Origin of the sequence: Winogradskyella sp. KYW1333, from assembly GCF_003335675.1 — a bacterium.
GTDB lineage: Bacteria > Bacteroidota > Bacteroidia > Flavobacteriales > Flavobacteriaceae > Winogradskyella.
The window spans coordinates 293,663-318,713 of the sequence record NZ_QPHL01000016.1 but is presented as its reverse complement, the minus strand read 5'-3'; the positions used below and the strand labels follow the sequence as shown (position 1 = coordinate 318,713).

The 25,051-nt window shown below is 33.0% G+C and carries 19 protein-coding genes; 7 read left to right on the top strand and 12 right to left on the bottom strand.

The features are described 5' to 3' along the window. The first annotated feature begins 3 nt into the window (after positions 1–3). Positions 4–1,089 carry an AMP-binding protein gene (locus tag DUZ96_RS08995; protein ID WP_114301603.1) on the top strand — a complete coding sequence of 362 codons (1,086 nt, stop codon included), beginning with the start codon at positions 4–6 and terminating at the stop codon, positions 1,087–1,089. 86 nt (positions 1,090–1,175) lie between these two features. Then, positions 1,176–1,388: a hypothetical protein gene (locus tag DUZ96_RS08990; RefSeq protein WP_114301602.1), complete on the top strand. Its 213-nt coding sequence runs from the start codon at positions 1,176–1,178 to the stop codon at positions 1,386–1,388. 302 nt (positions 1,389–1,690) lie between these two features. On the opposite strand, the gene DUZ96_RS08985 is transcribed toward DUZ96_RS08990, so the two are convergent. The 3 genes from DUZ96_RS08985 to DUZ96_RS08975 all read right to left on the bottom strand — a co-directional run bounded on the left by DUZ96_RS08985 (position 1,691) and on the right by DUZ96_RS08975 (position 4,094). Next, positions 1,691–2,548 (bottom strand): OmpA family protein, encoded by an 858-nt coding sequence (locus DUZ96_RS08985; protein WP_114301601.1) that lies wholly within the window; start codon positions 2,546–2,548, stop codon positions 1,691–1,693. Positions 2,549–2,652: 104 nt separating this feature from the next. Then, positions 2,653–3,651, bottom strand: coding sequence for a glycosyltransferase family 2 protein (locus DUZ96_RS08980; RefSeq protein WP_114301600.1), 999 nt, complete (start codon positions 3,649–3,651; stop codon positions 2,653–2,655). Continuing rightward, the gene (locus DUZ96_RS08975) at positions 3,645–4,094 is read right to left on the bottom strand and encodes a type I restriction enzyme HsdR N-terminal domain-containing protein (RefSeq protein ID WP_114301599.1); all 450 of its coding nucleotides are present in this window, start codon (positions 4,092–4,094) and stop codon (positions 3,645–3,647) included. The genes DUZ96_RS08980 and DUZ96_RS08975 overlap by 7 nt, the downstream gene beginning before the upstream one ends. Positions 4,095–4,175: 81 nt before the next feature. Between DUZ96_RS08975 and holA the strand changes: the two genes are divergently transcribed. Further along, a complete protein-coding gene (gene holA, locus DUZ96_RS08970; protein ID WP_114301598.1) occupies positions 4,176–5,180 on the top strand; it encodes a DNA polymerase III subunit delta in 1,005 nt (334 codons plus the stop codon). Here holA and DUZ96_RS08965 read toward each other — a convergent pair. The 4 genes from DUZ96_RS08965 to thrA form a co-directional block, all read right to left on the bottom strand. After that, a complete protein-coding gene (locus DUZ96_RS08965; protein ID WP_114301597.1) occupies positions 5,177–6,262 on the bottom strand; it encodes a T9SS type A sorting domain-containing protein in 1,086 nt (361 codons plus the stop codon). The genes holA and DUZ96_RS08965 overlap by 4 nt on opposite strands. 278 nt (positions 6,263–6,540) lie before the next feature. Further along, positions 6,541–7,833, bottom strand: a complete 1,293-nt coding sequence (thrC, locus tag DUZ96_RS08960; protein WP_114301596.1) for a threonine synthase — start codon at positions 7,831–7,833, stop codon at positions 6,541–6,543. Next, positions 7,830–8,753 (bottom strand): homoserine kinase, encoded by a 924-nt coding sequence (locus tag DUZ96_RS08955; RefSeq protein WP_114301595.1) that lies wholly within the window; start codon positions 8,751–8,753, stop codon positions 7,830–7,832. Before DUZ96_RS08955 ends, thrC begins: the two co-directional genes overlap by 4 nt. A 2-nt stretch (positions 8,754–8,755) precedes the next feature. After that, a complete protein-coding gene (thrA, locus tag DUZ96_RS08950) occupies positions 8,756–11,230 on the bottom strand; it encodes a bifunctional aspartate kinase/homoserine dehydrogenase I (protein WP_114301594.1) in 2,475 nt (824 codons plus the stop codon). A gap of 336 nt (positions 11,231–11,566) precedes the next feature. Between thrA and DUZ96_RS08945 the strand changes: the two genes are divergently transcribed. Next, positions 11,567–13,117, top strand: a complete 1,551-nt coding sequence (locus DUZ96_RS08945) for an NAD(P)H-hydrate dehydratase (RefSeq protein ID WP_114301593.1) — start codon at positions 11,567–11,569, stop codon at positions 13,115–13,117. Between the two features lie 34 nt (positions 13,118–13,151). Here DUZ96_RS08945 and DUZ96_RS08940 read toward each other — a convergent pair whose 3' ends face one another. Next, on the bottom strand, positions 13,152–14,189 hold the full coding sequence (locus DUZ96_RS08940) for a TlpA disulfide reductase family protein (protein ID WP_114301592.1): 1,038 nt from the start codon (positions 14,187–14,189) through the stop codon (positions 13,152–13,154). Positions 14,190–14,315: 126 nt separating this feature from the next. On the opposite strand from DUZ96_RS08940, the gene hutH reads away from it, so the two are divergent. After that, positions 14,316–15,848, top strand: a complete 1,533-nt coding sequence (gene hutH, locus DUZ96_RS08935; protein WP_114301591.1) for a histidine ammonia-lyase — start codon at positions 14,316–14,318, stop codon at positions 15,846–15,848. 13 nt (positions 15,849–15,861) lie between these two features. Here the strand turns inward: hutH and DUZ96_RS08930 are convergent, their stop codons facing one another. After that, positions 15,862–16,164, bottom strand: coding sequence for a hypothetical protein (locus DUZ96_RS08930; protein ID WP_258774356.1), 303 nt, complete (start codon positions 16,162–16,164; stop codon positions 15,862–15,864). Positions 16,165–16,306: 142 nt separating this feature from the next. After that, entirely contained in the window at positions 16,307–18,859 is a 2,553-nt protein-coding gene (locus DUZ96_RS08925; RefSeq protein ID WP_114301589.1) for an ATP-dependent Clp protease ATP-binding subunit, read from the bottom strand. 259 nt (positions 18,860–19,118) lie between these two features. Here DUZ96_RS08925 and gyrA point away from each other — a divergent pair, with 259 nt between their 5' ends. Beyond that, on the top strand, positions 19,119–21,653 hold the full coding sequence (gyrA, locus tag DUZ96_RS08920; protein WP_114301588.1) for a DNA gyrase subunit A: 2,535 nt from the start codon (positions 19,119–19,121) through the stop codon (positions 21,651–21,653). 30 nt (positions 21,654–21,683) lie between these two features. Continuing rightward, positions 21,684–22,973, top strand: coding sequence for a tetratricopeptide repeat protein (locus DUZ96_RS08915; protein WP_114301587.1), 1,290 nt, complete (start codon positions 21,684–21,686; stop codon positions 22,971–22,973). A gap of 50 nt (positions 22,974–23,023) precedes the next feature. Here the strand turns inward: DUZ96_RS08915 and DUZ96_RS08910 are convergent, their stop codons facing one another. Continuing rightward, positions 23,024–23,773, bottom strand: coding sequence for a C40 family peptidase (locus DUZ96_RS08910; RefSeq protein ID WP_114301586.1), 750 nt, complete (start codon positions 23,771–23,773; stop codon positions 23,024–23,026). A 9-nt stretch (positions 23,774–23,782) separates the two neighbouring features. Continuing rightward, the gene (locus tag DUZ96_RS08905; protein WP_114301585.1) at positions 23,783–24,961 is read right to left on the bottom strand and encodes an acetyl-CoA C-acyltransferase; all 1,179 of its coding nucleotides are present in this window, start codon (positions 24,959–24,961) and stop codon (positions 23,783–23,785) included. Positions 24,962–25,051: the final 90 nt, after the last annotated feature.

Sequence of the window (25,051 nt, the reverse complement as noted above, 5' to 3'; positions counted from 1 at the left end):
TACATGACACCAAAATATAATAAAATACATAACCGATTTAAGCTAAACGGACTTCATTTTAGTTATGAAGACTTAAAAGAAGTTGCTTACAGCTTAATTAAAGAGGGTGAACCATATGAAAAGGTAACCGGAAATTTTTTGATTGATTGGTTAAATCAAGATGATTTTTTATATGTTATTACGTCAGGTTCGACGGGTCAACCTAAGGCCATAAAATTAAAAAAACAGGCAATGGTAAATTCCGCCATTGCAACAGGAGATTATTTTGGTTTAGAACCTGGAGATACTGCTTTGGATTGCTTACCGAGTCATTATATTGCTGGTAAAATGATGTTGGTTAGGGCTATTATATTAGGCCTTGAGATTGATTGTGTTAAGCCTAGTGCACGTCCTATTTTTGACTATGAAAAGAAATATGATTTCTGCGCAATGATCCCATTGCAATTAAAGCACACTATTAATTACACACAAAACATTAAGACCATTATAGTTGGTGGTTCTATGATTACCAAACCCTTATTAGAACAAATAAAACATAGTAGTTCCAAGTTTTATGAAACTTATGGAATGACAGAAACTGTAACTCATGTTGCCGTTCGTAGATTGGAGTCAACATCTGGAACAGGTGAAGAGTTTTTTAATGCATTACCTAATATTTCATTTAATAAGGACGAGCGGAATTGTCTAGTTATCAATGCTTCAAAATTAGTAGAAGAAGCGTTAGTAACTAATGATATTGTGGATTTAAAGTCAGATACTAGCTTTAAACTATTAGGCAGATTTGATAATGTTATAAATTCAGGTGGTGTTAAACTTTTTCCGGAGCAAATAGAGAAAAAATTTCAGCCAGTAATTGATGAAAGATTTATCCTAGCTGGAGAAGACGACGGTACTTTAGGTGAAAAATTAGTACTCATCATTGAAAATCCAAGGGACTCTAAAGATTCTATTGCCAATAGAATTAAGCATCTTAGAGATCTCACAAAGTTTGAAATTCCTAAGGAAATCTATGTAACGGATAAGTTTGTTGAAACGGTTAATGGGAAAATACAGCGTAATAAAACCGTAAAAATGGTTTTGGACAGTTAACTCAATCAGATTCATAGTTTACTCATTTTATCTATTAATTTCTGGTATTGGCTTATAGTTTTATGTAAACTTTAAATGCCAATCAGATGAAAACATTATTCCAATTTATTATAGTATTAACGATATTTAGCACAAGTTTTGCACAACAACAGAATATTGAAACAAAATCAGTCGTTATTGAAAATCTTATCAGTTTCATGGTTGATGAATATTCAATTAGTTCTGATTCAATACTAAAACATAATATTACTTTCCTTATTGATCCTATGCTGATAGATTTAATGCATAAGATGGCTTAATGCTTAAGCAGGCATTTAAGATGATGGAATCGAAGCAACTTATAGGATTGCTAAAGAAAATTTCAAAGAAGAAACAGAAAATTATGTAGTTACGGTTAGAAACCCTAATACTTCAAAAACAAAATCTTCTCAAAATAAAACAATTAAGGTAATAGTTGAAAACACTGGTAGTAATAGTAAAAATAGCAATGACGTGGTATTGACTGCTATTGCCTTGTTACCTGAGATTATTAAAGACTTATCTCTAAAATTAAAAAACCCGATACGGAAGTATCGGGTTTATATTATAATATAAGTTTATATTAATTTTCAGCAGAAAGATTTTTCATTTCTTGTTCTATCATTTCATAGAACTGATCAATTTTTGGTAATACAATAATTCGTGTACGTCTGTTTTTTGCTCTGTTTTCAGCTGTATCATTTTCTACTAATGGTACATAATAACTGCGACCTGCTGCGATCAGTTGTTGAGGATTAACCTTCAGTTCTTCCAAAACTCGAACAACCGAAGTTGCACGCTTAACACTCAAATCCCAATTATCTAGTAATGGAGGTTTGCTGTAAGATTTGTTATCTGTATGTGATTCTACCATTGCTTCAAAATCAGGTTTGCTATTAATGACTTTAGCGACTTTACCTAATACTTCTTTAGCTCTATCCGTTACGTTGTAACTACCGCTTTTGAATAAAAGCTTATCAGCAATAGAAATAAACACAACACCTTTTTCAACATTTACTTCAATATCAGGATCGTTTATTCCTACTTCTTTCTTTAAACTAGATACTATTGCAAGTGTTACGCTATCTTTTTTAGTCAAGGCATCTTGTAAACGAGAAATTTTTAAATCTTTTTCTTTTAAGCTTTCAAGAGATTTTTCAAGATTTTCCGCACCTTTTTGTGTTAACGTGGTTAAATTTCCTTTGGTATCAATTAAATCTTGATTTGCTTTACGTAAATCAGATAACTGATCTTTCATCGTTTCAACTCTTGCGTTTGCTGCCGCCGCATCAGAAAGACATTTATTTAATTTTACCGTTGCAGAATTCAATAAATCTTCTGTTTCCTTCTGTTTCTCCTCAAGTGCTAGGTATTCTTTTTTAGACACACAAGATGCTAATAGCACCATTGAAAAAATGCTTAATAACATTAGTTTTTTCATAATCAGTATTATGTTTAAATTGATAAATATAACTGCTCAAAATTATAGAAAAGAAAACAGGGAACTACACGGATTAACAAATTTTTTAACAGTTTTATAAACAATTAAAAAGTTTTCTTTTTTTCGATAAAATAAGACCATACAATTGAATTTTTCTTAAAATAATCTGGTCGTTTTGATGATATGCTTCTTACTTTTAAAATTCGACTTAAGCTAAGGTAAAATGCAAAGTGTGCCTTTAATACCGCAATAAAAAATAAAGGCTTAAGCTGAAATAGGAATCTAATAGCCGCCAATCCATCAAGAAACATCCTTGTAAGTATTCTACCTAATAGTTTGCTGTCTGTATTTTTTGCAAGTGTGAAAAGGCTGTTTCTAAAATTGAGAAATGTTTTTTTAGGATTGGTGTTTTTTAAAGTTGCACCACCAACATGATAAACACAAGAATCTCCTACAAATTTAGCAATATGTCCATTATTAAATGAACGCCAGCACAAATCTATTTCTTCCATATGTGCAAAATAGGATTCGTCAAAACCATTTAAGGATTTAAAAACATCATTCTTAATGAAGAAACATGCGCCAGAAGCCCAAAAAATCTCACAATTATCATTGTATTGGCCTTTATCTTGTTCAATGGTTTCAAATATTCTGCCACGGCAATAAGGATAACCATATTTATCTATAAAACCACCAGCAGCACCAGCGTATTCAAAGTACTCCCTTTTATTGTAGTCTAATATTTTAGGTTGAATTATGGCAATATTATTATCTAAATTAAATTCCTCATTTATCGAAACCAACCAATTCTCAGAAACTTCAATATCACTATTAAGTAGACATAATATAGGCTCATCAACATGTTTTAATGCATCATTATACCCTTTAGCATATCCACCATTTGTTTGATTCTGAATTATTTTAATGCTAGGAAAACGCTCCTTAACAAACTCTACTGAATCATCTGTTGAGGCATTATCTGCAAGATAGATCTTAGATCCCTTTGAATAGTCCACTACCTGAGGAAGGAAACGCTCAAGAAGGTCTTGACCATTCCAATTAATTATAACTATCGCTATGTCATTTAATCCGTATTTCACCATTCTTTGTAACTCGGGATATCTTTTAAAAATGTATATCGTTCCCCAACAAGGTCCATTTGGCAATAATAATGATTTAAACCATTTGTTACCATTATATAAGAAGCATTCAATGCTAGATTGTATCTGGCAATCTGATCAAAAGTAGATTGAGAAATATCAATAGAAGGCGATTTGCATTCTACTATTAAATGTATACTACCATCAGAATTAAAAATTACAATGTCGTATCGTTTTTTTAATCCATTAACAACTAATTCCTTCTCAACATTAATCAAAGATTTTGGGTATTTTTTGGTATTTATCAAATAATGAATACAATGTTGTCTTACCCATTCTTCTGGTTGAAGAATGATAAATTTTTTCCTAATAACATCAAAAATAGAAACTTTATTTTCTTTACTTTTGAGACGGTATTTAAACTTTGGAAAGTTAAGATCTTGCACCTAACAAAATTATAATTTTAAAAATATTTAAAGTTAATTTTCTGTCGAAATTTTAACTAATAAATAATACAGTATCTGCAATTGAAGGAGGTTAAACAATTAGTATCTGAGATTAAAAATGGTAATCTTAAACCCATCTATTTTTTAATGGGTGAGGAGCCTTATTATATCGATAAGATTTCAGAATTTATAGAGAATAATATCTTAGATGAAGCTGAGAAAGGTTTTAATCAAATGGTGCTGTATGGAAGGGATGTGACTATTGATGATATTATCAGTAATTCAAAGAGATTTCCTATGATGGCAGATTACCAGGTAGTAATCGTTAAGGAGGCACAAGATTTAAGTAGAACAATTGAAAAATTGGCTAGTTATGCTGAAAACCCTCAACCAACGACCATTCTAGTAATTAACTTTAAGTATAAAAAATTAGACAAGCGTAAAGCACTATATAAAACCTTAAATAAAACAGGTTTTGTTTTTGAAAGCAAAAAACTATATGAAAATCAAGTTGCTGAGTGGATTAGAAGAATATTGGCAGGACAGAATTACAATATTTCACCCAAGGCATCACAAATGCTAGTTGAGTTTTTAGGAACAGATTTGAGTAAAATTGACAATGAACTTAATAAACTGAAAATTGTATTACCTGAGGGAACTCAAATAACACCAGAGCATATTGAAGAAAATATTGGAATCAGTAAGGACTTCAATAATTTTGAGTTACGCAAGGCTGTTGGAGATAAAGATATAGTGAAGGCGCATCGTATAGCCAAGTATTTTGCGGATAACCCAAAGGATAACCCAATGGTTGTTACTATTTCGTTGTTATTTAGCTTTTTCTCCCAGTTATTACACTTGCATGGAATGAATGATAAAACACCACGAAGTGTGGCATCAGCCCTGAGAATTAATCCCTATTTTGTTAATGAATATTTAACAGCCGCACGTAATTATCCGATGAAAAAAGTGAGTACGGTTATTGCTTTATTGAGAGATTTTGATGTAAAAGGGAAGGGGGTTGGCGCTAGTGCAGTACCTCAAGGGGATTTACTCAAAGAACTGTTGGTTAGGATTCTAAACTAATCTATTAATAATTGTTTAGTTAAATACCCATTATTAGAATCCTTTATTTTAATCAGATAAACACCTTTAGATAATTCTGAAATATCAATTTTTGACTTTGATGTTGTTTTTATAAGTTTACCGGTTAGGGTGTAAATTTCTGTTGTACAATTCTTCTTATTTATAATTAATTCTGTTTCAGCAGGATTAGGGTAAAAACTTATTTGACTATCATTAAACTCAGTATCTGATAACGTAGCTATGTTGAAGCTATATAAACCGTTCAAATCACTTGAAGCTTTTTCAGCACTAATGTAGTATTCATCTGTTCTATAGAATGTAATTCCTTCAGTTTGCTGGGAGTAATTTGTTGGTATAGCAATAGCCGTTTTTAATAAAGTTCCGTTTGAGAAAATCCCACTATTAAAATCGCTTAATTGTAATAAAAATGAACCAAGACCATCATAACCACAAAGCATTACATCTCCGTTGATACTATTATATGAAGACCCTGTAATCAATCCCTGAGAATCTATTGAATCTACTAATGTGGCAGAATGTGTCCCAGGACTTTTTGATAATTCATATACATTGGTTTTTGCATCAATCCAGTTTTTTGTAAAAATATAGAGTTTGTTATTAAAATGGATTAAAGCCTCTGCATCAAAATTCGTTGCAAAAGCGCTAGGTGTAAAGTCTACTTGATTGCTATAACTATAATTGATAATTTCTGCAATAACACTTGTGTTATTGACGTAATCAGAGCGTAATACACGGTAAATTTTTAAATCTGTTCTCGAACCTGTATTATTTCCAATATCAGCAATATAAATATACGTATCATCATAAGCCAAATCTTCCCAATCTACATTTGTAGCATTTGATATAGTAACTGTTCTTGTAATTGAACCATCGGTGGTATTAATATCAAATAGTTGATTTGAATTACCAGAATCGTTGTGAGTGATTACAGTGTTATTGAGATAAAGCAATCCTGAAGTCTCTTCAAGTGCAGCATCTAAGCCAGTAACCAAAGTATAAGTTTGGGCGGTTAGAATTAAAAAACAAGAAAAGTAGTTAAGTAATGTAAATACAATTTTCATGTGCTTTCAGGATTAATTGCATATAAATGTAATTATTCTAATTCATTGGAGAAAGAAGATGTTTGAAGAAGCTATAACTTTTAACTTTGACTTTCTCGATTCTAAAATGTTTTACGGTACATTAATAATTCTTGGTTATTATTTGGAAGATAGCCAGTACCTGTAAGTTTTAGGTCCAGAAATAAAAAAATAAATAATTATTGTTTTTTTTAAAAATGATAAAAAATTATAATGTAAAAATATAAGTAAGTTTATTTTGAGACAATTATTTGTATAAATCAGGCAAGTAAAAAACGCTTAAATTCACCATAATTGCTAATAGATATAGCTTTCTTTTCATTGTCCATTATAGCCTTTATCTGTGGTGGTAAAGGAATTTGTTCTTTTATTACTTCTTTAACCACATCCAAAAACTTGGTAGGGTGAGCAGTTTCTAAAAATACGACATGATCGTTTTCATTTGATTTTAAATATTTCTTTGCGCCTAAATAACCAACAGCACCATGAGGATCAGCAATGTAACAATACTTATTAAAAATTTCTAGGAGAGCTTCTTTGGTCTCATCATCTGAATAGCTATAGGACGTTAAATTGGATTTTAAAGCATTAAAATCATTATCATGTAATTCTTGAATTCTAATAAAATTACTAGGGTTGCCCACATCCATAGCATTACTTATTGTCTGTACCGATGGCTTTGGATCATAAGTCATGGTTTCCATATAATTGACAACGGTATCATTTGCATTATTTGATGCTATGAAATGCTTTACTGGTAAACCTAATTTTTGAGCGACCATACCTGCGCAGATATTTCCAAAATTACCACTAGGTACGGAGAAGGCGACTGAATTATATTTAGATTTAAGTTGTTTGTATGCAATTAGATAATAAAATAACTGAGGTAGCCAACGAGCTATGTTTATTGAGTTAGCCGAAGTCAATTGCATTTTTCTGGTTAATTCTTTATCTATGAAAGCTTTTTTAACCATATCTTGACAATCATCAAAAACACCCTTTACTTCTAAAGCTGTAATATTTTGACCGAGAGTGGTTAATTGTTTTTCTTGAATTTCACTAACCTTACCAGAAGGGTATAGGATTACCACTTTAACACCTTTAACTCCTAAAAAACCATTGGCAACCGCACCTCCAGTATCACCAGAAGTAGCAACTAACACGGTTACTTCATTAGTATTTGATTTGTTAAAGTAGCCCAAGCATCTCGCCATAAAACGTGCGCCTACATCCTTGAAAGCCATAGTTGGACCATGGAATAATTCTAATGTTGATATTTGCTCATTTAATTTTACAACCGGAAAATCAAAATTGAGAGTTTCTTCTACAATTGTTTTTAAAATATCTTCTGGTATCTCAGGAACTATAAATTGCTTTATGGCTTCAAAAGCGATATCTGCATTTGATTTTTCTTCAATGGTATCAAAAAAAGACTTTGGAAGTGGCGTAATTGATTCTGGAAAATACAATCCTTTGTCTGGCGCTAATCCTCTAACAACAGCTTCCTTGAAATTTGTATCCTGTGCTTTTTTATTTAATGAGTAATATTTCATTTTACAATTTTAATACCTTCAATATTAATTTTAGAAACATAGGTTTCAAATGCAATGCCTGATTTTGAATAGACATTATGCATGGCTTCCTCAACTTGTTCGGCAGTTTCCAATCTTTTACACAAGGCAAATATTGAAGGTCCTGAACCAGAAATTGCACATCCTAGAGCACCAGCTCTCAATGCATTTGCTTTTACATCCTCAAAATAAGGAATAAGTTTTTTTCTATGTGGTTCAATTATTACATCAATTAGTGATTCTTGTAATAAATCATAATCTGAAGTATGCAATGCATGAATTAAACTACCAACATTTGCCCATTGTGTTATGGCATTTTCTAATGGGACCACCTTTGGCAATACAGCCCTAGAATCTACTGTTTTTACTTCAATTTGGGGATGAATAAGAGTTGCAAACAAATCAGAGGGGGTGGGTAGAGGTAATATCTTTAGTGGTTTAGTGGACTTCACCAGTGTAAACCCTCCAAAAATACCAGGTGCCAAGTTGTCTGCATGCTCACATTGACTAGCGAGTGCTTCACCTTGCATTGCAAAATAGGTTAATTGTGTTTTATCGTATGGTCTACCAAGTAATTCATTTATACCATAAACGCTTCCAGAGGCACTTGCCGCACTACTACCAATTCCGCTTCCAGGCTTAATTTTTTTATGGATTTCTATTTCAAAACCACATTCTGGTCTTAGATCATTATATAAGGCCTGTGCAGAAACTCCAGCAACATTTTTCTCAGTTTCGTACGGTAAATCAAATCCTTCAATTTTTGTGATTTTAATGCCTTTTTCTGTAGTTTTTCGAATAACCATGTAATCACCTATAGAATCTAGGCAGAATCCTAATACATCGAATCCACATGCTACATTTGCAACGGTTGCTGGTGAGAAAATTTTAATTTCATTCATGGTTAATTATTAGCTATTCTGATTATATCTGCGAACAATCCAGAGGCTGTAACATCTGCACCAGCACCAGCACCTTTGATAATCATAGGTTGTTCTGGATAACGCTCAGTGAAGAACATAACTATATTGTCCTTTCCTTCCAGATTATAAAATGGATGTCCTTCAGGAATTTCTTCTAAACCAATTTGTGCCTTACCATCCTTAAATTCTGCTACAAACTTTAATTGACAGTTTTTTGCATTAGCAGATTTGTATAGACTTTGATAATGAGACTCATCATCATCTAAAGTACTGAAAAAGTCCTCAACTGTATTGGCCTTAATTGCGTTTTCGGTTAGAAAATTTTTACTCCTAATATCAGACAACTCCATTTTATAACCACTTTCTCTAGCTAATATTAAAATTTTACGAGCTACATCTGCACCACTTAAATCAATTCGAGGGTCAGGTTCAGTATATCCTTCAGTCTGTGCCTGTTTTACAATATTATGAAATGTAGTCTTTGCATTGAAATTGTTAAAAATAAAATTAAGACTACCAGATAAAACTGCTTTTATATTATTGACTTTGTCACCTGATGTAATTAAATGGTTTAGGGTATCGATTACAGGCAATCCTGCACCAACATTGGTTTCAAATAAAAATGAAGCATTATACTTTCTAGAAAGGTTCTTAAGTTCACTATAATAATCAAAGTTGTCGGAACATGCAATTTTATTGCATGCTACTACCGATATACTTTCTTTTAAATATTGTGGATAGATATTAGCCACGTCTGAATTGGCAGTAATATCTACAAAGACCGAATTCCTTAGATTTAACTTTTTAGCATGATCGAAAAAACCTTTTAGACTTGCTTTTTCTCCATTTACTAAAGTTGATTTCCAATCTTTGAGGCATATTCCATCATCATCAACAACCATAGTTCTAGAATTTGATAGTCCTGTAACTCTAAGGTTTATTTTAAAATTTTCTTTTAAATATGATTTTTGTTGTTTTATTTGTTCTATTAATCTTTCACCAACATTCCCAACACCCGTAATAAAAAGATTAATTTGCTTAGTTCTTAGTTCAAAGAATTGTTCATGTAAACTGTTGAGTGCCTTTTTTACGTCATTTTTGTGGATTACTGCTGAAATATTTCGCTCTGACGCACCTTGAGCAATAGCTCTAATGTTTACATTGTTTTTACCAAGGGTACTAAACATCTTACCACTAATTCCTTGATGACTCTTCATTTTATCACCAACAACAGCAATAATTGAGAGGTCGGTCTCAACAACAATTGGGTCTAATTTCTGTAATGTAATTTCAAACTCAAATGCTTCGTCAATAGCATTTTTAGCCTTAGATGCATCATTTTTCGAAATTCCAAAGCAGATAGAATGCTCAGAAGAAGCTTGAGTAATTAAGATTATATTGATTTTTTCTTGAGCTAAAGTTTCAAACAGACGTTTACTAAATCCAGGTATACCAACCATACCATTACCCTGTAATGTTAATAGTGCAATACCATCTATATTGCTTATACCTTTTACAGGAGAGATACCATTTGGTTTTTTATCTAGAGTAATCGTTGTGCCTGTAGCTTCTGGTTCCATTGTATTTTTAATTACAATTGGAATTTTTTTCCTTAGTACAGGCATAACAGTTGGTGGGTAAAGCACTTTTGCGCCAAAATGTGATAATTCTACTGCTTCTTGATACGACAACTCAGTTATTGGTGAGGCCTGTTTAACAAGTTTTGGATTAGTTGTAAACATACCGCTTACATCTGTCCATATCTGTAATTCATTAGCATCGATAGCTGCCGCGATAATTGCCGCGGTATAATCTGAACCACCTCTACCAAGTGTAGTAATTTCATTACTCACAGATTTAGAGATAAAGCCAGGAAGAATTGTTATTAAAGGTTCGCTATTCTTAAAGTAATCGTGAATATTTTTATTGGTAATTGTAAAATTTACCTGAGCGTTATTGAAATTTGAATCTGTAACAATTAATTCCTGTGAATTTTTTAATTGAGCATCAATATGTCTTGATCTTAATGTATAGCTTATAATAGTAGAAGAACAGTATTCGCCATAACTCAAAAGCTTATCCTTAGTTTTAGGAGATAGTTCATTAATAAGATATATCCCATCAAGTAAACTTCTAAGTTCATATAATTTGTCAGAAATAATTTCATGCAATACATCGTGTTGTTGCTGAATTTCATTGTCATTTTCTGGATTAATAAATAATCCTTCAATTACCTTGTTGTGAATTGACCAAATATTATTGTATTTATTGATATAATCAGAATCTTTTTCACAGGCCAATTCAGCGGCTTCGATCAGTTTGTTAGTTATACCACCAACTGCAGAAACAACAACTACAATTTTTGATGATTTACTTTGTTGTTGTAAAATGGATATTACTTTATTAATATTTTCAGCTGAACCTACAGATGTTCCTCCGAATTTTAGAACTTTCATAATTTGTTATTTAATGGAAAATAGAATGTCTAAATAGACTATAATTGGTACGAAGTGCATATTACAAATTACCCCTAAGGGTAATAATAGTAGAAATAAAATAAACAGAAATTGAGGCACAGTTAGACAAGACTAGTGCGTTCTTTGATATGTGCATTTTTTTCTTCATTACTGGTCAAATGTATTATTTTTAGGACAATTAAAAAACAAATTGTAATTTTTTGAGGAATTATGAGAAAAGCATATTTCTTTTTAAGAAAACTGAAAAGAAACAAGCACAAATTGTATTATAATCAATGAATTGCTAACCTACTTTTACTGATATAGATTACATAGATGAAATTATTTTCAAAAGAACAAATTTACGAAGGGGATAAACTAACTACTGAACGGCAAAATATATCTTCAACGGACCTAATGGAACGTGCTGGGAACCAAATATTTAATTGGATCCATATGCGCATGCAAGGAGCGCAAGTACCCATTCACGTGTTTTGTGGTATAGGAAATAATGGTGGTGATGGTCTGGTTTTAGCTAGGCATTTAATTACGCATGGATATAATGTCGTTACCTATATTGTAAATTATAGTAATAAACGATCTAAAGATTTCTTAATTAACTACGAAAGAATTAAGAATGTAACTAAAGATTGGCCAAAAATGATGACAAGCGTAGCCGACTTTCCTCAAATTCATCAAGACGATATTATTGTAGATGCAGTATTTGGTATTGGATTGAATAGATCTCTAGATGATTGGGTCCAGGAATTGTTTCAAAAATTTAGGGCTTCAAAGGCATTTACGTTATCTATAGATATCCCATCTGGATTGTATACAGACAAGGCAGTTGATAATAAAAATGCCGCAGTATATTCAAATTACACCCTAAGTTTTCAATCTCCTAAATTAGTTTTCTTTTTACCAGAAACAGCCAGATTTACAGAACAGTGGGAAGTTTTGGATATAGGTATTGATAGGGATTACTTGATGCAAACGGAAACAGAATCTGAATTAATTTCCAAGTTTGAGGTTTTACCACTTTATCAGCCTAGAGATAAATTTGCCCATAAGGGAGACTTTGGGCATGCACTTATTATAGGCGGGAGTCGTGGTAAAATTGGTGCCGTGAACTTAGCAAGCAAGGCTTGCTTGAGTTCAGGAGCAGGACTGGTGACGGCATATGTGCCTAATTGTGGTTATGATAGCTTACAGTCTTCACTTCCTGAGGCCATGGTAATTACCGATAAGGATGAGAATCATATTACTGATATTTCATTTAACATTGATCCAAACGTTATTGGAATTGGTGTAGGAATGGGTACTGACGATATTACAATTAAGGCTTTCGAGGCTTTTCTGAAAAAGAATAAAAAACAGTTAGTTATTGACGCTGATGGAATTAATATTATTTCTAAAAAGAAATCGTTGCTAAAATTATTACCTACCCGAACAATTATAACACCTCATCCTAAAGAACTTGAAAGATTAGTAGGTAAGTGGACAGATGACTTTGATAAACTTAGCAAAGTAAGATCTCTGTCAATAAAATATGATATAATTATTGTTATTAAAGGTGCAAATACAATAACTGTGTATAAAGACAAACAATATGTCAATACAACTGGTAATCCAGGTATGGCAACCGCAGGTACAGGAGATGTATTAACTGGTGTTATTACTGGAATGATGGCCCAAGGTTATGAACCAATACCCGCAACTTTATTTGGTGTTTATTTACATGGCAGATCTGCAGACATTTCATTAGAGGATCATGGCTATCAAAGCTTATTAGCTAGCCATATAATTGATACCCTAGGTGAAGCCTATATTGATTTATTTAAAAAACCTGAGGCGCCTACTGAAGGTGAACAGCAACAGGAGGAATAAAAATAAACCTTCAAAAATTTGAAAGCTTTATTATTTAAATTTCTAAACTGTTTAGTAATTCTACAAGTTGAGGGTTTGAAGGTCTTGGCGCGTCAGCATTAACAACATTGCCTTCTGGATCAATTAAAATAAATCTCGGAATACTGTTTATTTTATAATCCTTTATAAAAGTAGAATTAAAACCATTGTCAGCAATAAGCTGAATTCCTCCAAGATCTTTGTCCTTTACCATTTTTCTCCAGCCTTCATAGGCCGTATCACTATCACCTTGATATCCTCGTCCTTCATCTATTGAGATACTAACAAATTGAATATTTCTATCTTCAAATTGCTTTTCAAGTTTTTTAAGAGAAGGAATTTCAACCTTACAAGGGCCACACCATGTCGCCCATACATCTATATAAACGTATTTACCCTTTAAATCTTTCAAAGAGGTATTGTTGCCTTTAAAGTTTTCATAGTCCGTAAAAACAGGAGATGAACTACCTTTTGGGAAATTTGCACGCATCGCCAGTCTCGAACTTACATAATTTGAAATCTGTTTTGCTGTACGCTCAACATTTTCATCTACACTTGCGAAATGGGTTGAATCAACTTTAGAATACTTTTCTTTTAATGCTTTGTATGCATTATTATAATTATTAAGTGCATTATCTAAATCTTCTTGTGTGCCCATTGAAAATAGATTGGAGTCAAAGTGCTCATTCGAAATCAAAAATGATTTTACAGTAAAATTATTTATATCTGATCCATCGCCTTCATAAACTATCGATTCAGCAAATGATTCATAATCTGTCGTAAACGAGGATTCGAAATTATTTTCCAAATAAATTTGACCATATTTATTACCATGTTGAAAATTGTAATCACCCGATTCTACTTTCAATGTATCTTTAAAAGATCCATCATCATTTAAATTGATAATTTTACTATAGTTTCTACCTTGAAATATTCTGATGGATTGGGTCTCATTAAAATTCTCGATTTTACCTGATATGGTTGCGTAATCTTTTGGTTCTTCCTTACAAGTAATTAATAATAATGCAAGTCCAAGTATTAATAATTGTTTCATAAATGGGGTTTTATTTCGACTAAATATAAAGATTTAATAAAGGATTAACCAATCTCACTAATTATTAACAATTTGTGGAAGTCTTTAAAATTATTCTCAATTTTGAATATTATTTAACTACTCAACATGAATCAATACCATATAATTTCTTCAAAACCTCTTGATATTGTTACTATTTATAACGTTTTTCAGAATAATAAGAAGCTAAAATTATCAGATGAGTTAAAGCAAAAAATTCTAGCGAGCAAGACCTATTTAGATAATAAACTAATGAGCAATAAAAAGCCAATATATGGCATAAATACAGGTTTTGGTTCATTATATAATGTGAAAATTTCTAATGAAGATCTTACCAAACTGCAGGAAAATCTAGTAATGTCACATGCTTGTGGAACTGGAGAAAAGGTGCCTGAGTCAGTTGTAAAGGTAATGTTGCTTTTAAAAATTCAGTCATTGAGCTATGGTCACAGTGGTGTTCAGTTAGACACAATAGAGCGCCTAATAGAATTTTTTAATAACGATATTTTTCCTTTTGTGTATACTCAAGGTTCACTTGGTGCATCAGGTGATTTGGCACCGCTTGCACATTTGGCTTTGCCATTAATTGGTAAGGGAAGGGTAGTGCATGACAATGATGAATACGAAGCCACAGAGATTTTACATAAGTTTAATTGGGAACCAATTAAACTTGAGGCAAAAGAAGGATTAGCATTGTTAAACGGCACCCAGTTTATGAGTGCTTATGGCGTATATCTACTCCTTATGTCTCATAAGACATCATACCTGGCTGATATAATTGCCGGAATATCATTAGATGCCTTTGATGGTAGATTGGATCCATTTCACGATTTGGTTCATTCTGTAAGACCACATCCTGGACAATGGAAAGTAGCCAGGCGATTTAATGAATTACTTGATGGTAGTGAATTGATTAAAAGAGAAAAAGAACATGTGCAAGATCCATATTCGTTTAGGTGTATACCTCAAGTACATGGTGCCACAAAAGATACCTTAGACTTTGTAGAAAAAGTTATTCTAACCGAAATTAATTCAGTAACAGATAATCCTAATATTTTCCCTGAAGAGGATCTAATTATTTCAGGAGGAAATTTTCATGGACAACCATTAGCATTTGCACTTGATTACTTAAAGATTGCAATGGCTGAAATTGGTAATATTTCAGAAAGACGAATTTTTCAATTAGTTTCTGGTTTAAGAGGGTTACCAGCATTCTTAGTCGATAATCCAGGTTTAAACTCTGGCTTTATGATTCCTCAATATACAGCTGCAAGTATTGTTAGTGCTAACAAACAATTGGCTTCTCCTGCTAGTATTGACAGCATTGTTTCAAGTAATGGGCAAGAAGATCACGTAAGTATGGGTGCCAATGCAGCAACTCAGGCATATACATTAATTAGAAATGTTGAGAGGGTTATAGCTATTGAGTTAATGAATGCTTCTCAAGCAATTGAATTTAGAAGACCTTTAAAAACATCACCACTTCTAGAATCTTTTTTAGAACATTACAGAAAAGTCGTTCCATTTATTAAAGTTGATGAGGTGCTACATGACGATATAGAGGCATCAATTCAATTTTTAAAAGATGTAGATATTGAGGTTGAAGAATTGTTTTTGAACAATTATGGACTAAAAAGTTAGATACTCAATATATCTATTGATTTACCAATTCATTAGCCCAGGCAACGGCTTCATTTAATTCTGAAAAAATACAGAAAGGCTTGTTAAAAAACATTTTTTCAACTTCAGCATTACTTTTAGCTTTATAAACATTAGAAACAACCGCAAAACCTTTAAGGTTTTCGATTTTAGCCGTTTCAAGATATATTTGAGGATCGACAGAATAAGAATTTATTCTATGCGTAATGTAGACAAAAGCTTGGTTTTTAAAATATTCGTTTGCGACTTCAAGAAGTATTTTGTTGTTTTCCGGCAAAACATTTGTACCTTCATGCATAACAACTACCAAGTAGTTATCGTAAATAGATATGTCACAAAAATGGAGGGTTAGGGATGCTCTCATATCTTCATTAATTCAGTATGAAGATAAAAAAACTCCTTTTAAATAAAGGAGCTTTATAAAATGTTCTGAGAAAATATTAGGATTCCGTGGTTTTACTCGAACTCTTAATTTGAATCTTCAATTCATTCTTCTTTTTGTCTAAATCCATCGTGATTGTATCACCTTCTTGAATCTTTGCGCCAATTATTTCTTCTGCTAATGCATCTTCAACATATTTTTGAATCGCACGGTTTAAAGGTCTTGCGCCATATTGTTTATCAAATCCTTTGTCAGCAATATAATCCTTAGCAGATTCAGTTAGTTTTAATGTATATCCTAAATCTTGAATTCTATCAACTAGCTTAACCAATTCTATATCAATAATTTTATTGATGTCTTCTTTTTCAAGAGCATTGAATACGATTACGTCATCAATTCTATTTAAAAATTCAGGTGCAAAAGCTTTCTTCAGAGCGTTTTCAATAACAGCTTTCGCATGGTCAGATTCTTGTGCTTGTTGTGCAGAAGTTCCAAAACCTACTCCAGTACCAAAATCTTTAAGCTTTCTTGCACCAATATTAGATGTCATGATTATTATGGTATTTCTAAAATCTATTTTCCTACCAAGACTATCAGTTAAGTATCCATCATCTAATACTTGTAAAAGCATGTTAAAGACGTCAGGATGAGCTTTTTCAATCTCATCTAGTAATACTACTGCATAAGGCTTGCGTCTAATCTTTTCAGTTAGCTGGCCACCTTCTTCATAACCTACATATCCTGGAGGTGCACCGATTAATCTTGATATAGCGAACTTCTCCATGTATTCACTCATGTCTATTCTAACAAGTGCTTCATCACTGTCAAACAACTCACGTGCTAACACTTTGGCCAATTGTGTTTTACCAACACCCGTTTGACCAAGGAATATAAATGAACCTATTGGTTTATTAGGGTCCTTTAGACCGGCTCTATTTCTTTGTATTGCTTTTACAATCTTGGCTACTGCCTGGTCTTGACCAATTACTTTTCCTTTAATAAGTTCAGGTAATTGTGCGAGCTTATTAAGCTCAGTTTGAGCAATTTTGTTAACAGGTATTCCTGTCATCATAGAAATAACGTCAGCCACGTTATCTTCAGTAACAACTTCTCTGTGTTGTTTGGTTTCTTCTTCCCATTTCTTCTGTGCCGAAGCTAAATCTATTTCAAGACGCTTTTCATCATCTCTTAGTTTAGCAGCTTCTTCATACTTCTGCTTCTTAACAACACTATTCTTAGTTTCCCGGACTTCTTCTAATTTCTTTTCTAATTCTATAATCTGTTTTGGTACGTCAATATTGGTGATATGAACTCTAGAGCCTGCTTCATCTAAAGCATCAATTGCTTTGTCCGGTAAGAATCTCTCTGTCATATATCTATTTGTAAGCTTTACGCAAGCTTCAATTGCTTCATCGGTATAATCAACATTATGGTGTTCTTCATACTTACCTTTAATGTTGTTCAATATTTCGATAGTTTCTTCTACGGTTGTAGGTTCTACAATTACCTTTTGAAAACGACGCTCTAAAGCACCATCCTTTTCAATATATTGACGATATTCATCTAATGTAGTTGCTCCAATACATTGAATTTCGCCTCTGGCTAGGGCAGGTTTAAACATGTTAGAAGCATCTAAACTTCCCGTTGCACCTCCAGCTCCAACGATGGTATGAATTTCGTCTATAAAAAGAATAATGTCATCATTCTTTTCAAGTTCGTTCATAACAGCTTTCATACGCTCTTCAAACTGACCTCTATATTTTGTTCCAGCAACCAAGCTTGCCAAATCTAAAGTCACTACACGCATATTAAACAAAGTTCTTGAAACTTTACGTTTTACAATACGCAAGGCAAGACCTTCAGCAATTGCAGATTTACCAACTCCTGGCTCTCCAATTAATAGTGGGTTGTTTTTCTTACGTCTACTTAATATTTGTGATACACGCTGTATTTCTTTTTCACGTCCCACAACAGGATCAAGTTTACCTTCTTCAGCTAGAACTGTCAGATCCCTACCAAAATTGTCTAATACAGGTGTTTTAGACTTCTTATTTGTTTTGCCTGATTGCCCTGATCCAAATGGATTCTGTTTCGCTTCCTCTTCTTCGTTTATTTCGTCGTCAGAGAATGATTCTGACTTTGGTGTTTCTATGTAATCGTCTTCGCTTGTAATCATTGACTTAAATTCTTCTTTTACGTTATCATAATCTACTTTAAGCTTATTTAAAAGTTTTGTTGTAGGGTCATTTTCATTTCTTAAAATGCACAACAATAAATGTGCTGTATTTATAGAAGTGCTCTGAAATAGTTTTGCTTCTAAAAATGTTGTCTTTAAGGCACGTTCTGCCTGTCTAGTTAAATGTAGGTTTTTCTTCTCGTTAGATGTGGTTACAATATTTGGATTTGCTGGGCTTAAAATTTCAACTTTTCTTCTTAAATGATTTAGATTTACATCAAGTGAATTTAAAATATCAATAGCTTTTCCGTTGCCATCTCTTAATAAGCCTAACATCAAATGTTCGGTTCCAATAAAGTCATGACCAAGCCTTAAAGCTTCCTCTTTACTGTATGCAATTACATCCTTAACTCTTGGTGAAAAATTATCATCCATAGTAATTTCCTTTCTGCATTAAAAATAATAAAACATATTAATTAAAAGGCAAAAACTATACCTTAATTAATAGTTGGAAACGAAGAGACTAAAAAACCATTTTATATCAAAGTAAAATGGGAGATACTTATTAAAAAAAAGATATTAAATATTGTTAATAAAAAGTGCTAAAATTCACTTGTTCCAACTCTTCAAACACTGCTATTTTAGTTATATTAGCACGTTTTGAAAACCTACAAAAAATTAATTATTTAAATATATGGCAGAAGGAGAAAAACTTATTCCAATTAACATTGAGGATGAAATGAAATCAGCTTACATTGATTATTCAATGTCGGTCATTGTGTCACGTGCTTTACCAGATGTAAGAGATGGGCTAAAACCAGTTCATAGACGTGTTTTATATGGCATGCACGAACTTGGTGTTAGAGCTAATACTGCACATAAAAAATCAGCAAGGATAGTTGGTGAGGTATTAGGTAAATATCACCCACATGGCGATACGTCGGTTTATGATACAATGGTACGTATGGCTCAAGAATGGAGTTTACGTTACATGTTAATTGATGGACAAGGGAATTTTGGATCTGTCGATGGAGATAGTCCTGCAGCCATGCGTTATACGGAAGCTCGCATGCGGAAGATTTCAGAGGACATGTTGGCAGATATAGATAAAGAAACAGTTGATCACAAACTAAATTTTGACGATACTTTAGAAGAACCAACGGTATTACCAACTCGGATTCCTGGTTTATTAGTTAATGGAGCGTCTGGTATTGCTGTAGGTATGGCAACGAATATGCCACCTCATAACCTGACAGAGGTTGTTAATGGAACTATTGCATATATAGATAACCATAATATAGAGATTGACGAGCTAATGCAGCATGTTAAAGCTCCAGATTTTCCAACTGGTGGTATAATCTATGGTTATGACGGTGTTAAAGAAGCTTTTCATACTGGTCGAGGTCGTATCGTAATGCGAGGTAAAGCTAATATAGAAGAAGTTAATGGTCGTGAGTGTATTATCGTTAATGAGATCCCTTATCAAGTCAATAAGGCAGATATGATTAAGAAAACTGCTGATTTGGTTAACGATAAAAAGCTTGAGGGTATTTCTACCATAAGAGATGAGTCCGATAGAAATGGAATGCGTATTGTATACGTTTTAAAGCGAGATGCAATACCAAATATTGTTTTAAACAAGCTTTATAAATATACAGCACTTCAATCATCATTTAGTGTAAATAATATAGCCCTTGTAAATGGTAGACCTCAGTTATTAAACTTAAAAGACCTAATACATTACTTTGTTGAGCACAGACATGAAGTTGTCGTTAGACGTACAAAGTATGAACTTAGAAAAGCAGAAGAACGTGCACATATATTAGAGGGATTAATAATTGCCTCAGACAATATCGATGAGGTAATAGCATTAATCAGAGCATCAGCTAATGCTGATGAAGCAAGAGCCAAATTGATTGAGCGATTTAAACTTACTGAGATACAGGCCAAGGCCATCGTAGAAATGAGACTACGTCAATTAACTGGTCTCGAACAAGATAAATTGCGTGCAGAATATGAAGAGTTAATGAAAACCATTGAAGATCTTAAGGATATCTTAGATAAAAAAGATCGAAGAATGGACATCATTAAGGAAGAACTTAATGTGGTAAAGGATAAATATGGTGATGAAAGACGTTCTTTAATAGAGTACGCAGGTGGTGATTTAAGTATTGAAGATATGATACCAAACGAGAAAGTGGTAATTACCATTTCTCATGCAGGTTATATTAAGAGGACTTCATTGACTGAATATAAAACTCAAAATAGAGGAGGCGTAGGTCAAAAAGCATCTACTACTAGAAACGAAGACTTTTTAGAACACTTATTTGTTGGTACGAACCATCAATATATGTTATTCTTTACTCAAAAAGGAAAATGTTTCTGGATGCGCGTTTATGAAATTCCAGAAGGCTCTAAAACCTCAAAGGGTAGAGCAATTCAAAACCTTATTAATATAGAGCAAGATGATAAGGTAATGGCATTTATTTGTACTCAAGATCTAAAGGATGAAGATTACATTAATAGTCACTATGTGATAATGGCCACTAAAAAGGGTCAAGTGAAGAAAACCTCATTAGAACAGTACTCAAGACCAAGAACTAATGGTATTAATGCGATTACAATTAAAGATGGTGATGAGTTATTAGAAGCTAAATTAACCACAGGTGAAAGCCAAGTTATGTTGGCGCTAAAGTCTGGTAAGGCCATCCGATTTGAAGAGGCCAAAACTAGACCAATGGGCAGAAATGCTTCAGGTGTAAGAGGAATTACTTTAGCCAACGACAAGGATGAAGTTATTGGCATGATTGCCGTTGACGATATGGAAAGTAACATACTTGTTGTGTCGGAGAATGGATATGGTAAACGCTCTAGTTTAGATGACTATAGAATTACAAATAGAGGTGGAAAGGGTGTAAAAACTATTTCTATTACAGAAAAAACGGGTAACCTAGTATCTATAAAAAATGTTACTGACGAGGACGATTTAATGATAATTAATAAGTCTGGAATTGCAATTAGAATGGAAGTTGCTGATTTAAGAGTAATGGGTAGAGCCACACAAGGTGTTAAGCTTATTAACCTAAAAGGAAAAGATTCTATTGCGGCAGTAGCTAAGGTGATGAAAGATGATGAAGATGAAGATGCTGAAAATTTTGAAGAATCAACAGATAATCAAGATGTTAGTAATGATGGCACGGCTATTGATACTAATGGAACGGATAACTAAAAATTAACAACAAAAATCTATTATTACAAAATGAAAAAATTACTGACATTAGTATTGCTTTTGGCTTTTAGTGCTATGTCTTTTGCCCAAAAGAATGAAATTAAAGCAATGGAAAAGGCAATTAAGAATTCTAATTTCGCAAGTGCCAAAAGTGCTTTGAAATCTGCAGATGCATTAATTGATAACATGGATGATAAAACAAAAGCTAAGTTTTATTTTCTAAAAGCTCAAGCTTTATATGCAAACGGAACAGGATCTAACGATGAAATAGATATTGCAATAAAGAGTTTAGGCAATTTAAAGGATTTAGAATCTTCAATGGGTAAATTGAAATATACCGATCAGGCCAATCAAATGAAAACCCAAATGATGAATACGTTTTTAAATAATGCAAACGATGCATTCCAGACTAAGGATTATGCAAGTGCATCAAATGGATTCGAAAAGGTATATAGAATGTCGCCAGCAGATACGTTATATCTTTATTATGCCGCTTCGGCAGCAGTATCAGGTCAAAATTACGACACTGCTTTAAAGCATTATATAGAGTTAAAGAATATGGGATATTCTGGTGTACAAATGTATTACTATGGTGTGAATAAGGAGAATGGTCAAGAAGAACGTTTCCCTAATAAAGAAACAAGAGATATATCTGTTAATATTGCAAAATCTCATACTGATCCTAGAGATGAGAAAAGCTCATCTAAATCTGCAGAGATTGTTAAAAATATTGCTCTTATTTATGTAAGTCAAGGTGAGAACGAAAAAGCTTTAGGAGCGATGGCTGATGCCAGAGCTGAAAATCCAGATGATGTAGGTTTATTACTGTCAGAGGCAAATGTACACTTAAAAATGGGCAACAGAGATAAGTTTAAAGCTCTTATGGAGGAAGCAACTGTGAAAGATCCTAATAATGCTGAACTTTTATATAATTTAGGTGTATTAGCTGCTGAAGGAGGAAATATAGAAGCTTCTAAAAGTTATTACCAAAAAGCAATTGAAATAGACCCTAATTATGTAGATGCATATAATAACTTAGCTGTTGTTATCCTAGAGGGTGAGTCTTCAATTGTCGAGGAAATGAATAGTTTAGGCACTAGCGCTGCAGATAATAGAAAGTATGATGAGTTAAAAGAGAAACGTTCCCAGCTTTATCAGGAGGCTATACCATACTTGGAAAAATCCCTTGCATTACGAAACTCTAATATCGACGCGGCTAGGACATTAATGAATATCTACAGTGCACTTGGTGAAATGGATAAGTTTAAAGAAATGAGAACTATGGTTGAAGAATTAGAAGCTGCTTCTGGTGGAAACTAATTCAAAGAATTATGAATCAATAAAAAAGCAACTCTCACGAGTTGCTTTTTTTATATGATTTTTTTTATAACCCTCAGTTTGTGTGTATGTATATTTTTATCCACATTATATATACCACTATGGTCTAATCGGTCTATTCTAACCTTTCCATGTGCATGAATTATATAATTATCTTCCATAATAATTCCAACATGGATTATGTCTCCTTCGGAATTGTCAAAAAATGCCAAATCTCCTGGCTCACTTTCTTCTATAAAACTTAATGCGTGGCCCAAGGTTGCTTGTTTAGAGGCATCTCTAAGAATTTTATAGCCATTAAGTTTATATACCATTTGGGTAAATCCTGAGCAATCAATACCAAATGGGGTTTTTCCACCCCAAAGATATGGTGCGTTAAGGTAAAGAAATGCTGTTTGTACTATGTTAGATTTTTCTTTCTTATCATTAGAGCAATTTCCTTCATAATTGTGTCCTAGAAGCTTAAGACCAGTTAATTCAGATCCTAACGGAATAGGGTATAGATTATTCTTTTCATCAGATACATATTCTACAAGATCCGTTGAAAGTCTCGCTTTTGAATCTAATAAAGACTTGTAATGAGATTCAGAAATCTCAACATATTGTTTGTTGTCAATCCAACCCTCGTATTTATCAAAGGCAAATCTAATACGGCTCCATTTTTTACGTTGTTCTAAAACCTTGAAATAATCACCATACAAAGCCTGAGTTACCATTTCACTCGGATCTGATGGTTCTATTCTTATTGGAACAATTCCTAGATTACATATGCCGTATTGCATAAAGTGAAATTAAACGCGTTCAATTACCATTGCAGAAGCACCACCACCACCATTACAAATAGCAGCAGCACCAATTTTGGCATTATTTTGATGAAGTACATTAATAAGTGTTACCAAAATTCTTGCACCAGAACATCCCAATGGATGTCCTAACGAAACTGCGCCACCATTAACATTTACCTTTTCATCTGATAACCCTAAAATTTTCATATTAGCTAAACCAACAACTGAGAATGCTTCATTGAACTCAAAAAAGTCAACATCAGTTAATTCAATATTGGCTTTTGCAATTGCCTTTGGTAATGCTTTGGCAGGTGCAGTAGTAAACCAATTAGGTTCATGTGCCGCATCGGCATAACTCTTTATTTTAGCTATAGGTTTAAGACCTAGTTCGTTTGCTTTTTCTAAACTCATTAACACCATTGCAGCTGCACCATCATTTATAGTAGATGCATTGGCAGCAGTAACTGTACCATCTTTAGTAAAAGCAGGTCGCAAAGCTGGAATCCTTTCCATTTTCACATTGGTGTATTCTTCATCTTTACTAACTATAATTGGTTCTCCTCGTCTTTGTGGAACTTCCACAGGGACAACTTCACTATCAAATTTCCCATTGCTCCAAGCAGATGCAGACCTATTATAAGATTGAATTGCAAAAGCATCTTGATCCTCTCTAGAAAAATCATACTCTTCAGCACAAGCATCAGCACAAACACCCATTGCATTCTTGTCATATGCATCAACTAACCCGTCTTTCTGCATACCGTCTTCCATTGTAGCAGGTCCAAATTTGGTAGCACTGCGAGCATGGTAATAATGAGGAATGGCACTCATATTTTCCATACCTCCTGCAACTACTATTTCAGCATCACCGAGTTGTATGGCTTGAGCTGCTTGCATAATAGCTTTCATGCCAGAGGAACAAACTTTGTTAACTGTTGTACATGGAACCGTATTTGGTATACCAGCATATATTGCAGCTTGTCTTGCAGGTGCTTGGCCTGTACCTGCTTGTACAACATTTCCCATCAAAACTTCTTCAACTGAATCTGGATTTAAATTTATTTTATCCATTGCTCCTTTAATGGCAATTGCGCCCAATCTAGGAGCAGGAACTGAAGATAAACTTCCTAAAAAACTACCTATTGGAGTTCTAACTGCAGAAACTATAACAACGTCCTTGTTCATTATGATTGTCTTTATATTAGTTGGTTGCGAAATTAAGGATTTTTTGAGAGATTTTTGAATGTATTATTGATTATGAACTCTTAAAATTTT

Excerpts from the sequence above, each read along its gene's own strand:
- DUZ96_RS08995 (WP_114301603.1), top strand. The coding sequence starts at position 4 with ATGACACCAAAATATAATAAAATACATAACCGATTTAAGCTAAACGGA.
- DUZ96_RS08990 (WP_114301602.1), top strand. The coding sequence starts at position 1,176 with ATGAAAACATTATTCCAATTTATTATAGTATTAACGATATTTAGCACA.
- DUZ96_RS08985 (WP_114301601.1), bottom strand. The coding sequence starts at position 2,548 with ATGAAAAAACTAATGTTATTAAGCATTTTTTCAATGGTGCTATTAGCA.
- DUZ96_RS08980 (WP_114301600.1), bottom strand. The coding sequence starts at position 3,651 with ATGGTGAAATACGGATTAAATGACATAGCGATAGTTATAATTAATTGG.
- DUZ96_RS08965 (WP_114301597.1), bottom strand. The coding sequence starts at position 6,262 with ATGAAAATTGTATTTACATTACTTAACTACTTTTCTTGTTTTTTAATT.
- thrC (WP_114301596.1), bottom strand. The coding sequence starts at position 7,833 with ATGAAATATTACTCATTAAATAAAAAAGCACAGGATACAAATTTCAAG.
- DUZ96_RS08955 (WP_114301595.1), bottom strand. The coding sequence starts at position 8,753 with ATGAATGAAATTAAAATTTTCTCACCAGCAACCGTTGCAAATGTAGCA.
- thrA (WP_114301594.1), bottom strand. The coding sequence starts at position 11,230 with ATGAAAGTTCTAAAATTCGGAGGAACATCTGTAGGTTCAGCTGAAAAT.
- DUZ96_RS08945 (WP_114301593.1), top strand. The coding sequence starts at position 11,567 with ATGAAATTATTTTCAAAAGAACAAATTTACGAAGGGGATAAACTAACT.
- DUZ96_RS08940 (WP_114301592.1), bottom strand. The coding sequence starts at position 14,189 with ATGAAACAATTATTAATACTTGGACTTGCATTATTATTAATTACTTGT.
- hutH (WP_114301591.1), top strand. The coding sequence starts at position 14,316 with ATGAATCAATACCATATAATTTCTTCAAAACCTCTTGATATTGTTACT.
- DUZ96_RS08930 (WP_258774356.1), bottom strand. The coding sequence starts at position 16,164 with ATGCATGAAGGTACAAATGTTTTGCCGGAAAACAACAAAATACTTCTT.
- DUZ96_RS08925 (WP_114301589.1), bottom strand. The coding sequence starts at position 18,859 with ATGGATGATAATTTTTCACCAAGAGTTAAGGATGTAATTGCATACAGT.
- gyrA (WP_114301588.1), top strand. The coding sequence starts at position 19,119 with ATGGCAGAAGGAGAAAAACTTATTCCAATTAACATTGAGGATGAAATG.
- DUZ96_RS08915 (WP_114301587.1), top strand. The coding sequence starts at position 21,684 with ATGAAAAAATTACTGACATTAGTATTGCTTTTGGCTTTTAGTGCTATG.
- DUZ96_RS08910 (WP_114301586.1), bottom strand. The coding sequence starts at position 23,773 with ATGCAATACGGCATATGTAATCTAGGAATTGTTCCAATAAGAATAGAA.
- DUZ96_RS08905 (WP_114301585.1), bottom strand. The coding sequence starts at position 24,961 with ATGAACAAGGACGTTGTTATAGTTTCTGCAGTTAGAACTCCAATAGGT.